General features: G+C 60.8%; 7 protein-coding genes and 5 pseudogenes. 5 read left to right on the forward strand and 7 right to left on the reverse strand.

What is annotated here, in order from left to right; translation table 11 throughout:
• Positions 1–204 precede the first annotated feature (204 nt).
• A pseudogene (locus NKH16_RS34005) lies at positions 205–540 on the reverse strand (IS110 family RNA-guided transposase); the annotation flags it as partial.
• A gap of 238 nt (positions 541–778) precedes the next feature.
• Here NKH16_RS34005 and NKH16_RS34010 point away from each other — a divergent pair.
• Both NKH16_RS34010 and NKH16_RS35140 read left to right on the forward strand, forming a co-directional pair.
• Positions 779–874, forward strand: a pseudogene (locus NKH16_RS34010) (transposase); the annotation flags it as partial.
• 441 nt (positions 875–1,315) lie between these two features.
• Positions 1,316–1,564, forward strand: coding sequence for a hypothetical protein (locus NKH16_RS35140; protein WP_502906906.1), 249 nt, complete (start codon positions 1,316–1,318; stop codon positions 1,562–1,564).
• 106 nt (positions 1,565–1,670) lie between these two features.
• Here the strand turns inward: NKH16_RS35140 and NKH16_RS34020 are convergent, their stop codons facing one another.
• From NKH16_RS34020 to NKH16_RS34045, 5 genes are all read right to left on the reverse strand, one after another.
• The gene (locus NKH16_RS34020; protein ID WP_352903834.1) at positions 1,671–3,053 is read right to left on the reverse strand and encodes a transposase; all 1,383 of its coding nucleotides are present in this window, start codon (positions 3,051–3,053) and stop codon (positions 1,671–1,673) included.
• A 551-nt stretch (positions 3,054–3,604) separates the two neighbouring features.
• Positions 3,605–4,189, reverse strand: coding sequence for a sarcosine oxidase subunit gamma (locus tag NKH16_RS34030; RefSeq protein WP_352815853.1), 585 nt, complete (start codon positions 4,187–4,189; stop codon positions 3,605–3,607).
• Positions 4,161–7,094, reverse strand: coding sequence for a sarcosine oxidase subunit alpha family protein (locus NKH16_RS34035; RefSeq protein ID WP_352903836.1), 2,934 nt, complete (start codon positions 7,092–7,094; stop codon positions 4,161–4,163). The genes NKH16_RS34030 and NKH16_RS34035 overlap by 29 nt, the downstream gene beginning before the upstream one ends.
• Positions 7,091–7,381: a sarcosine oxidase subunit delta gene (locus tag NKH16_RS34040; protein WP_352903840.1), complete on the reverse strand. Its 291-nt coding sequence runs from the start codon at positions 7,379–7,381 to the stop codon at positions 7,091–7,093. The genes NKH16_RS34035 and NKH16_RS34040 overlap by 4 nt, the downstream gene beginning before the upstream one ends.
• Before the next feature lie 7 nt (positions 7,382–7,388).
• Complete coding sequence (locus NKH16_RS34045) at positions 7,389–8,639, reverse strand: sarcosine oxidase subunit beta family protein (RefSeq protein ID WP_352815849.1); 1,251 nt, start codon at positions 8,637–8,639, stop codon at positions 7,389–7,391.
• 202 nt (positions 8,640–8,841) lie between these two features.
• On the opposite strand from NKH16_RS34045, the pseudogene NKH16_RS34050 reads away from it, so the two are divergent.
• The 3 pseudogenes from NKH16_RS34050 to NKH16_RS34060 all read left to right on the forward strand — a co-directional run.
• Positions 8,842–9,460: pseudogene (locus tag NKH16_RS34050) on the forward strand (DUF4158 domain-containing protein); the annotation flags it as partial.
• Positions 9,405–9,694, forward strand: a pseudogene (locus NKH16_RS34055) (hypothetical protein); the annotation flags it as partial. The pseudogenes NKH16_RS34050 and NKH16_RS34055, both read left to right, overlap by 56 nt.
• Positions 9,691–10,226 (forward strand): annotated as a pseudogene (locus NKH16_RS34060) (transposase family protein); the annotation flags it as partial. The pseudogenes NKH16_RS34055 and NKH16_RS34060, both read left to right, overlap by 4 nt.
• Positions 10,227–10,720: 494 nt before the next feature.
• Here the strand turns inward: NKH16_RS34060 and NKH16_RS34065 are convergent.
• The gene (locus NKH16_RS34065; protein ID WP_352903838.1) at positions 10,721–11,704 is read right to left on the reverse strand and encodes a D-alanine--D-alanine ligase family protein; all 984 of its coding nucleotides are present in this window, start codon (positions 11,702–11,704) and stop codon (positions 10,721–10,723) included.
• Positions 11,705–12,068: the final 364 nt, after the last annotated feature.

The following is a 12,068-nucleotide window of genomic DNA, read 5'->3' on the forward strand; positions in this document are numbered from 1 at the left end:
ACTGACCGCCGCGCATTACATAAGGGGGGGTCAATATAGCGCGGCGATCTGGGAGAGACCTGCGCGACAATCAGCATGATAATTTGCCCGTGACCGCGCTCTGAGAGTCTCATCCAGATTGTCGCGCAGGTCTCTCCCAGATCGCCGCGCCGCAGGTCAAAATTGGACTCCACTGTGGAGGGTCAGTTTTGGAAGCCGTTTGACAGTCCAGATCTCCGGCAGGTAGCCGGCTGGGTACAAGCTGGCCAGCGTGCCGGCGTCGATCTTGTCGGTCTTCACGTGAGCGTGCGCGATCGCTTTGACCTGCAGCGGATTGGCGATCACCACCCGCTTCACGAATAGCGCGAGCACCCGCGACACCGCCATGCAGTTGCCAGTGGCCTCGATGACCACATCATCAGTGGCCAGAAGAGTTCTGCCGAAGCCTTCCAGCGCCGTTCGCGTCATGTCGACCCGGCCCACATGCCGCAGCCGACTGTCTTCCCAAATCACCACCTCGCCAAAGGTGCAATGGGTGTCAATTCCGATTACACGTCGCATTCCTCTGTCTCCTCTCGATCAGTCAGAGGGGAGCGGCGGGCGACATGACAACTACGGATTCGCGCTCACGGCGCAACCGGGCGAGTCGCAGAGGTCGCCAGCTACTAACACGAGCTCGCAGCTCATCGTGTGCATCGGCCTGCCGCACCTTCGTGCTCCCGGTGCCTCTGTCCCGGATGGTCGCACCATACGCCGCGCATCAGGAAAAGCGTAGCCGGACATCGGCACCAAGAATCTCATACCGGTTACGAACGCTATCGAGGCGCTGAACTCAAAGCTGCGGCGGGCCGTGCGAACGCGCGGTCACTTTCCCAATGACGACGTCGCGAGGCGTCCCCCTATCCCGATCAATCCCCTTCCATTCAGCCTCTCTTCATCCCGCTCTAGAGCCAAAGAGCCAAAGAGCCAATGAGCTCGTTGTTGAGATTTGGACCTGATCTGCAGATCACCATACCGGCCAGCGGCTCCTGGAAATGCCGCACATGAAGGCCTGACAGAAGACCGCACTCGATCACACGTCGAAAAGGGCCAGAAGCCTCTTGCATACGGGCGGCAACCACAGAAGGCTATACACGAAGCTCAGAAAGATCCATCTGACGTCTGTCGCCGCGGCGAGGGCGTAGGTCAGCTCGGCAACGGCCTATCGGATCGACGAGGATCCAAGACTGCCCTCGCAGGAGAAGGAGCCGTGCGGCCGCCGGCGCCCCGATCCGCTTGCTAGCCTTTTCGAGCTGAAGTCGTGCCACTTCTGCTGAGAGCCCCCGGTATCCGGCCCGTGGCCATTTTCGAGGAGATGATGCGCCGCCATCCCGAACTGGGGAGGGCGTGCGGCACACGCTGGAGCGGCGCATTTGTACCTGGCGCCGAGCGCCAGGCCTGCCGCATCATGGTCGAGCTTCTCGCCATCGAATACGAGCGTGGCTGCGAGAGTGAACTGGCCGAGGAACAGTCCGCTTGTGTCGGCAATCGCCGACTCCCGGACATCGCGGCCCTGCCCGCCCGCTTCGCGCGCCGATATTGTTGATTTAGTCGTTGCCGGGACGCAAGGATGGCTCTTGGTCGGATCAATCCGGCCAGATTTGCCGCAGTTTTCGGGTCTAGTGTTTGGTTTAGCGGCGGCTATCTCTCCTTTAGGCCATGGTAGCGATCATCAGCCCGGCCGGTGGCCGGAGCTTTGCCAATCTTCTGAGATTCTGGGCGGTAGCGGCGAGGAGGAACTCGTCGCGCGCGCCTGAGGGACCGCGCAGTCGCAGACGCCTAAGCCGCAAAATGCGTTTGAGATGCGCGAACAGCATCTCGACCTTCTTCCGCCGATGGCGGGACCGCTCATATTCCGGCGTCTCGGCAATTGCTCTGGCGACATCGCGGGCATCCTCGTTCAGATCTCGGGGGATCTTACGAAAGGTCATATTCGGACAGCACTGCGGCTTCAGCTCGCAGACTTTGCAGTCGTGCTGGCTGGCGCGGTAAAGCCGCGTGCCCGCACTGGCGATGCCTGTGCGCGGCGTCTTGTAGCTGCGCCGGAACTGCACCAGCCCCCCCGGGCAGGTGTAGTCGTTCGCGTCCGGATCGAACATGAAGTCGGCGCGCGAGAAGGTGCCATCCGTCTGGTTGGACTTATCGAACACCGGGATATGCGGCGCGATCTCCCGTTCCTTGACCAACCAGGCGAGGTTCGCTGCCGATCCGTAGGCGCTGTCGGCGGCCAGGTACTCTGGCTTCAGGGCGAAGCGGTCCTCGGTCCTGTCAATCATGGTGCGCGCCGCTCCCACTTCAGCCTGCCGGATCGCGCGCGTGGCTTCGACGTCCAGGATGACGCCATGGTCGGTGTCGATCAGATAATTGGTGGCGTAAGCGAAGAAGGCATGAGCCTTGTGCGCTCCGGTCCACTGCGCCGCCGGATCGGAGGGTGAAATGAACTTCGGCGTAACCTCACTGGCCGCCCCGAAAGCGGCGTCATCCGGGGTTGCGAGATACTCTCGCACCGCTCGACCAGCCCCGGCACCAAAATCGGCGGCGCGCCACTCGTGGGCCGAAACGGAGCGTTGTTTGTTGGCATCGGCAGCGATGAGGCTGGCGTCCACCGCAAACCCTTCGCCGCCCACCAGGCCTTCGCTCAGGCAGCGTTCCACGACTGTCTCGAAGAGGTGTCGCAGGATGTCGCTCTGCCGGAACCGGCCATGGCGGCTGCGCGAGAAGGTGGAATGGTCAAGAACCTTGCCGTCCAATCCCAAACGGCAAAACCATCGATAAGCAAGGTTGAGGTGAACCTCCTCGCAGAGCCGTCGCTCGGATCGAATGCCCATGCAGTATCCAACGAGCAGCATCCGCATCATCAACTCGGGAGCGATCGAGGGACGGCCGATGGTGCTGTAGAACGGCTTCAGCTCCGAGCGGACGCTCTCCAGATCGAGGAACTGGTCGATCCTTCGAAGGAGGTGGTCATCAGGGACATGATCATCGAGACAGAAATCGTAGAACAACTGCGCCGGTGCCACCTGCGATCCCATCATCGTCCCATTCCCTCCGGAAGCAACAGGTGGATGGAATCACGACACCGCAAGCCGATCAACGCCGACTAAATCAACACAATCCGCCAGATCCCGCTCGCCGGCCCAACGTGGTCGTCTGCCTGGCCCCGCTTCAAACGTCGGTTTAGAGGCGACACTCAGGTTGTGCGCGGCGGTGACGGACTGAGCCAATGGAGCGCTGGCGTGACGGCGGTGCGCGTGGAAGTCTATGCCACCTTCCGGTTCCGTTTTTGTCTAAGGCTACAGTCAACGAGAGGGCGCGCGTGTGTCCGGACTGACGCGAGACGGTTCTGAAGACGTGCCAGTTTGAGCTGCCGCCGGGCTACACCTGCGCGAAGCCGGTAGCAAAGCCGAAGCAGGGTGCTCTGCTGCCGGTGGTCGATGCGCTCTGCAGGCGGATGGGACGGGTCCATGGAGCGGCACTTGTCGAAGCAGCTGGCCGGTATGGTGATCTGCGGATCGGGTCCAATTCTCACGTGCGTGCTTGGAAGGACCGAGGGAACAGCTGGTTTTCCCGATCCGGATCGGCTCGATCATGCCTTCTCCTCCAACCTCTTCGCTGCTATTTCCAGCGCGTGCCAGAGCGAAGCGGCAAACGAGCGCGCGCCGAGCACGGCGACATGGGCTTCACTGCGGCGGATGACGAAACAGGTCATATGCTCAAGGACTGTACGTGTCGCGCGGCCCGGACCAAAGCCCGAAAGATCGATGTTGATCAGCTTCGCCAGCAATGCCTCGATAGGATCCGTGCCGGCCACGGACATAATCTCGACAGCCACCCACCCGCCAGTCTGCTCGGTCACCGAGCAACCGCGGGCGGCCTCTTTCAGATCCGCGGCAAAGTCCTCCTCGGCGCGGCCTTCGGCCTCAATCATCCACTGATCCGGTCCGGTCCAGAAAACTGCCACCTTTTGACCTGCTACCCAGCCTCCCGGCCCCGGCAAATTCAAACCGAACGGCTTGGGCTCAACGGTTTCCCTGCGCAGTGCTAGAGAGGCAAGCGCCAGATCCACGTTCTCACGAATCTCCAATGCTGCAAACGATGCGGAACGAGGCTTTTCGGCGCCGAGCGCCTTGAGCGGTCTCAGGTTAGCCACGCAGACGTACTCCTTCAGCATCGACGAAATGCGCCGATACGACACGCAGGCGTGCGCTTTCTCCTTCGACCGGGTTCGAAGCCACGATCACCTCGCCCAGCCGTCCATAGCCGTTCTCGAGGAAAGCGAGCCCGATCATGGACCCGACATGGGGCGAATAGCAGGCCGATGTGATCCAGCCCTGATCGCTATCGAGGTCAAATGCTGCCCCCTCGGCGAAGAGATGTGACCCAACAACGATCTTGGCCCCAGGCTCGACAGGCTGGAGACCCACCAGCCGGCGCGTATCCCCCGCCAGCCCCTCGCGCCGAGACATGATCGCGCCAATTGAGTCTTTCGTCTGCGACACCATTTTGGCGAGCCCGAGCATTTCGGCGGTGGTTTGGCCGTTAAGCTGGGCTCCACCGACGTGGCCCTTTTCCATTCCTAGGACAGATAGCGCTTCTACTCCGAAAGGCGTCACTCCTAGATCAACACCCATCTCCATCAGCTGTTTCATCAGCGCGTGCCCGTAGCGGGTGGGAACCGCGATCTCGTAGCCAAGTTCTCCCACGAAGGAGACGCGGAAGAGCCGCGCCTGCCGACCGCCGCAAACCGTTAGCTCCGCACAGGCCATAAACGGAAACGCCTCGTTCGACAGGTCGAACCCGTCGACGATTCGGGCGAGCAGCGCACGCGAACTCGGCCCCGCAACAGCGATCTGCGCCCAGGCCTCGGTCGTGGAGACGAGCTGTACGTCGAAGTCGGGCCAGAGGCATTGCCGGGCGAAATCCATATTGCGGTAGACCAGCACCGCATTGGCCGTCGTTGTAGTGACCACATAGTGGTCCTCGGCTAGCCGCGCGCACGTACCATCGTCATAGGCAAAGCCGTCCTCGCGCAGCATCAGCCCATAGCGAACGCGGCCGACCTTCAGCGTGGACATTATGTTGCTGTATAGACGGTCAAGAAACTTCCCCGCATCGCTGCCCTGCACGTCGATCTTTCCGAGCGTCGAAACGTCACATAGGCCCACTGAGCTACGCACGGCTCTGACTTCGCGATCTACGCTCATGCGCCATTGCGTTTCCCCCTCACGGCGAAAATAATCGGCTCGCCGCCATGGGCTGGACTCATCAAATACCGCACCATGGGCTTCGGCCCAGTGGTGGGTCGGCGTCAAACGGGGTGGGCGGAAGTGCGGCCCTATTTCGCCACCCCCCAGGACCGCCAATGCCACGGGAGTATAGGGCGGGCGAAAGACCGTAGTCCCGGTTTCCGGGATTGTTTTCCCAGTGAGCTCCGCCATCACGGCGAGCCCGATCATATTGGCGGTCTTGCCCTGATCCGTCGCCATGCCCAAGGTAGTGTAGCGTTTCAGATGCTCTACCGGCCGCATGTTCTCGACATGCGCGAGCTTGATGTCCTTTACCGTCACGTCGTTCTGGAAATCGACCCATGAGCGTTTCGTGCCCGGCACGTGAAACACGGGCGCAATGGTATATGCCTCCTCCTCCGGGCACGGCAAACTAGGCGATCTTGCTGTTATCCCGATGTCCTCCAATGCACATTTCGCCGTTTCCGCACCCCAACGCAGCGCTGCCGCGGTCGAAAAGCGCCCCGCAGCAGCGCCCGCCACAAGCAAGCCAGAAGGCCCGTTCTCGCCAGGCAGGAACGCCAGCAGCTGCTCATTCCAGGTCGGCTTACCCCGATGGTGCGAAGCCAGATGCACGTTCGGGTTCCAGCCGCCAGCGACCCCAAGGGCGCCGCAATGGATCCATTCGGACCTGCCGTTTGCCTGAACCTCAATCGACGTCAAGCCAAGTCGGCCGCGCGATCCAGTCACCATGGCCCCCGCGATCAAACGGTAGTCACCACGAGCCTTCGCCTCGGGGCGCACGTCGATTACCGCGGCGATCTGGACACCCTTGGCCGAGAGATCGCGGGCGGTACGGTGACCGTCCTCGTTGTTCGTGAAGACAGCGACCTTTTCGGAGGGGCACGCTGCCCAGCGATTCGCGTATGCCCGCATCGCGCCGGCCAACATGATGCCAGGACGATCATTGTCCGCAAAGGCGATGGGTCGCTCTATCGCGCCTGCAGCCAATACAGCGCGTTTCGCCGTGATGCGCCAAAGTGTCTGGCGGACTCGGCCACCAGGCTCCGCGAGATGATCCGAAACCCTTTCCACCGCACCATACATGCCGTGGTCATAGACGCCGAAAACCGTAGTGCGGCTCATCACCCGAAGACGCGGCAGGCTCTTGAATTCTGACTCCAGCGCTGAGATCCAGTCGGCGACCGGGACTTCGCCCAGTGTTTCCGTCTCGCACAAGAGCCGTCCGCCCAGGCGGAAATCCTCCTCCGCCAGGATCACACGGGCGCCCGAGCGTGCGGCCGTCAGCGCCGCCGCAAGTCCGGCCGGACCCCCGCCGATGACCAGCAAGTCGCAATGCAGGAAGCCCCTGTCATAGGCATCGGGATCGGCCTGCATTGAGATGCTGCCGAGTCCCGCGGCCCTACGGATGGCGGGCTCGTAGACTCTTTCCCAGAAGCTTTTCGGCCACATAAAGGTCTTGTAGTAGAACCCGGCTGTGAAAAGCGGCGACAACAGGTCATTGATAGCCATTGCGTCGAAGTCAAGCGAGGGCCAGCGATTCTGGCTTCGGGCCTCCAGTCCCTCGAACAGCTCGACCGTTGTCGCGCGCGTGTTCGGCTCCTGCCGCGCGCCGGTGCGTAGCTCGACCAACGCATTTGGCTCTTCCGAACCGGCGGACAGCACCCCGCGGGGACGATGATATTTGAAGCTGCGCCCCACCAGGCGAACGCCGTTGGCCAGTAGCGCCGAGGCGAGCGTGTCGCCGGGATGGCCCTGGTAGCGTTTATCGTCAAACTTGAAGTTCAGCGCTTGTGAACGGTCAATCAGTCCGCCCGAGAGCCGCGTCATCTTCCGCTCCTCTTCCGCGCAAGAGCGAGGTCGCGCGCCAACTCCGCGCTGAGAACCTCGTGGGTGATCGTATTGCGCGTGACTACCAACCAGGAGCGGTCGCCGTGCTCGTGGAACCACAATTCGCGGTGCGCGCCCGCCGGATTGTCGCGCAAATATACATAGTCGCAAAATGCAGGCTCGGCGTCGGGTGCAGATGGGTCTGGACGGTCGATAAGCCGGGCGTCACCGAGATAGGTAAATTCTCTTGCATCGCGTAAACCCAGAAGTGGATGGGGAATGAGCATGTTGACCTCACTGTAGATTTGGCTGCGCACCAGCGCCGCTTTCATCTATTAAGTATCCTCTTGCGAATCGATCGAGTCGGTAAGCGCGCGCGGTCGCATGAGGAGTATCGGTCGCAAGAAGATGGGCGAAGGCGTGGCCGCTGGCGGGCGTCGCCTTGAAGCCCCCAACGCACCAGCCCCCGTTGAAATAAAGGCCTTCGATGCTCGTGCGGTCGATGATCGGTGAGCCGTCCATCGACATGTCCATAACGCCGCCCCATTGCCGCAGGAGTCGCACCCGCCCGATCATCGGCATCACGGCCATGGCGCCTTCGCAGACATCCTCCACCATCGGCAAGTTCCCCCGCTGCGCATAGGAGTTGTAGCCGTCGATTTCGCCACAAAATACAAGGCCGCCTTTATCAGATTGGCTTATATAGAAGTGCCCCGCGCCGAACATGATTATACCGGGGAGAACGGGCTTCAAACCTTCCGTGACGAATGCCTGCAGAACATGGCTCTCGATTGGAAGGCGCATCCCCGCCATCGCCATGACGCGGCTCGAGGAACCCGCCACTGCCACGCCGACTTTATTGGCACCGATGTAGCCGCGCGAAGTCTCCACACCACGGATCTTGCCATCTACGATGCGGAAACCGGTCACCTCGCAATTCTGGATAAGGTCCACACCGTGCAGATCGGCGCCACGCGCGTAGCCCCATGCGACAGCGTCATGACGTGCCGTCCCCGCGCGTGGCTGCATCAAAGCACCACGGATCGGAAAGCGCGCGTTGTCGTAGTTTAAGAAAGGAACCATCGCCCTCAGATCCTCCCTGCTCAACAGGCGGGCGTCCGCGCCGGCCAACATCATCGAATTGGCGCGGCGCCGATATGCATCTCGCTGCCAATCCGAGTGAAGGAGGTAGATGATGCCCCGCTGGGAGACCATCGAGTTAAAATTCAGTTCCTGCTCCAATCCCTCCCAGAGTTTCAGTGAAAACTCGTAGAAGGGCCCGTTGCCGGGAAGCAGGTAGTTCGAACGGATGACTGCCGTGTTTCGGCCAACATTGCCGGATCCCAGCCAACCCTTCTCCAGAACGGCGATACGGGATTGCCCGAAGGTCTTGGCTAAGTAATAAGCCGTCGCGAGGCCGTGCCCGCCGCCGCCAACAATGACGTAGTCATAGAACGGCTGTGGATCGGGATTGCGCCATAGAGGCTTCCATCCGGAATGACCTTTGAGCGCTTCAGTAAGAACGCGGAAGCCCGAAAATCTCATCCACGGAGCCCTCGATAATGCCATCAACATCATAATTCCTTCATTCAAGACAGCAGCTTGGGGATGTCCGAATGCAGGCATAAGTGGTGTAACATTGCGCAAACGTGGCGGAGACACAAAAAATCTGAGAATTTGGCCGAAATGCGTCAAAAAAGGGCGTCGAATGAGGGATTAAGCCACGCGAAGTGCGAGCTGACCTGCCACCGATGAGCTGTCGCTACTCAGGCACTACACTTTGGCCGACGATGATCTGGAAACATCAGAAAGCGCCCGGCCAGAGAACCGGCTGGGGTTGCTCTGCAGCTGTGTGCACAGCGTTATCCAGGGCGCCCGCTCGCACCGGGCGAGATGATCCCGAAAGGAGTCCTGTCTTTTAACTGGGCTCAGCTCGGCATTCCTGCCGATGCGCTTCTCACTTATGCCGCCCGTCGCCCGTCAGCATCATATGGGAGGCGCTGCGCAAGATCTACGGTATAAGACGTTCACGGGCCGCGGCGCGCGTGATCTGCGGGACTGGCTTTTCGAACGGGCTGAAGATGCCCGGTCCAACGAGGATCTTGCCCAGCGTTTTGTTGCACAATGCAGGAGACGCTGACTATCCTGCCAGCGGCCTCGACAATCGAGCGATTTTGCGCTGACGCCCTCGTCGTCGCCGAGCGGCGGATTGAGATATGTATTGCGGAAAAGCTTGATGCTGATGCGTGCGGACGATTGGACAAAGTATCAGTCGCTTCACCTGGCTTCGCCAGTTCGAGGTCGGCCCCAATTCCGCGTCAGCAAACCGACTGCTCGACCAGTTGGAGTTTCTACGCGGTCTCGGTGAAAGAAACCGCCGTTTGCATCGTTGATAAATCCGGCAGGATCTGCCCGCGAGGTGAAGGTCGTCAGCCACCCCGACGATCTCCTCGCCGTCCTGAAGGATCCTGCCTTGAACATTGAACGGGTCGGCCTCGAGGCCGGGCCCTTGTCGCAATGGCTTTTCGAGGGGCTGGCGAGCCCCGTGTTGCCGGTCATGCATCGAGACGCGCCATGTGAAAGTATTCCTGAAGGTCGAATGGACAAGCCGAGCTGGGGCGCGCCGAAGATCACGGAGCGGCTGGCTCGGCTCTATCCAGACGTCCACACCCGGCAATCTCAACGGTGCATGCGGTGCTCGACCGCCACGGCCTGGTCAAACGCCACAGCGCCGTCGCAACACGCGGAGGGAACCGCGCTCTCGCATGGCTGCCAGCCCAACGACCTGTGGTGCGCCGATTATAAGGCCGAGTTCATGCTCGGCGATCGGCGTTACTGCTACCCGCTGACAATCAGCGATTTCGCCAGCCGCTATCTATTGGCCTGTGAGGCGCTCCACACCACCAAGGAGGCCGTTCGAGAGAGTTTTCAAGGAGTTCGACCTGCCCAACGACCGACAACGGTGTGCCTTTCGCCAGCCCCGATGCCCCCTTCAACCCATCCAGGTTGTCGGTCTGGTGGCTGAGGCTCGGTATCGAGATCGAGCGCATCAACCCGGGCAACCCGCAACTGAACGGCCGTCATGACCACTTGCATTTGACGCTCGAGCTCGAAACCACCAAACCGGCCGGCGCCATGGCCGGGGCGTCTGGCGGCCGATCACTGATGGCGCGATGACAATCTCGACCGCTCAGCTCGCTCTGGCGATCGGCTGTGTGATTGTTGGCTTTCGCTTGATCGCCAGCTGTCGTTAAGAACTCTCGGCAAAACCTCATCGAGTTCCATCGGCGAGCGCTGAGCGTGATTCATTCGCTCCGAAGCGGTTCGGAGCCGATGGGTGGGCGGTGGCCTCGGAACTGGCGAGCTGTTCAGATCCTGTGAGGAGGAGGATAGCGACCGACGCGGTCGCAAGTGAGGCTGCCAAAACATCTCACCTTGGAGGCTAAACATGCCAGTCGCAGCTTGCCAATCGGAAGCACCGACCGCTATCCCCACCAATGTTTGGCGCAATTTTCCTGTCGTTGGAATTGTGGCCTGCCCCCTAAAAAGTAGTCATCCCTGAGGTCCGCGGTTAGCTGTGACTGCCGAGGCACCTTAAGTAGGCGCCGGCTCGACGTGTGTCCGGTCTAGGGAATGCCGGTTCCGAAATACCGTGTGTGGGCGACGTCGAGGATGCGATTGATCAAGCTCGAGTAGCTGTATCCGGCGGTCGTCGCGGCCAGGGAGTACAAGGAGCGTATACCGAGCCCCGGCATGGAGTTGATCTCTAGGACAAAGGGCTGGCCGGAGCGATCGATCCGGAGGTCGACGCGGGCGTAATCCCGGCACTGGCAAGCTTGAAAGGTCGCAACCGAAATATCCCGCAGCATCGTCGCAAGCTTGCTTGCGATTCGCGCCGGGCAAATCTTCGGCGGCGGCGCGACCGCTTCCAGAGTCAGAAGGCGCGTTTCGCGGTCGCCGAAGTCGTGCTCCACAAAAGGCAAGACCTCGAGCTCTCCGTTTCCGAGCAGCGCGACGGTGATTTCCCGTCCCTCGATGTATTCTTCTACGAGCGCATCCTGCGCATAGTGCGTGACGATCACTTCTACGGCCTGCCTCAACTGAGCGGGTTCGTGTACGAGCTGCAATCCGAGGCTCGTAGATTCGTAACGCGGCTTCACTACCACTGGGAATCGCAGGTCGCCAATGGTCTCAGTGCCGCGGCGCATTACGCGAAAGTTTGGCGTCGGCACGCCGTCATCGTGGATGAGCCTCTTGGTGATGACCTTGTCGGTCGCCAGCCCATGTCCGAGCGGACTCGATCCGGTGTACGGAACGCCGGCCATCTCGAGCATGGCCGCAAGGTGAGTGCAAGGCAACTCGCCTTGAATTCCGTACGTCATGTTGAAGACGATTCCGGAGGGGCGGGTTTGCGGATCGGGTAGCATGAACCGCTCGAGCGTAGTGAGCAGTCCTTTGTCGCTTTCGCATAGCAGCGTCTCGTGGCCGCCCTCTTGCAGTGCCGCCACCACCCTTTCGACCGTCTCGCGGTCGTCGCCCCACGGGCGAGGCCGACCGAACCGGTTAATTACGCCCTTATGATCATAGTTCCACACGACGGCCACCCGCATGAGCCACTCCTTGGATGTTTGCCCGCTATCATGCTTACACTCTCGGGCTTCATTGATCGAAAACAACAGCTCGGCTGAACGCGGCGAGCCTTAACCGTGTCCCGTGCAATCGGCGTGCCACGGAAGAGGTTGTTCGAACAAAAAGAAGAAAACCTACGTATTTCGTGCCGCGCCGGCGGAATACGAGCGCGTCAGTGTATCCAGATTCTAACATAGACGTCTTCAATCGGACACGGCTGAACGCGAGAACTCTGAACGTGGAATGACGACGGTCGCCTCTCGTGCCAAATGTCAAACGGCTTCCAAAACTGACCCTCGATCGGCGTCCAATTTTGACCCCCTTATGTAATGCGCGGCGTTCAGC

Source organism: Mesorhizobium sp. M1307 (assembly GCF_040318155.1).
GTDB lineage: Bacteria > Pseudomonadota > Alphaproteobacteria > Rhizobiales > Rhizobiaceae > Mesorhizobium.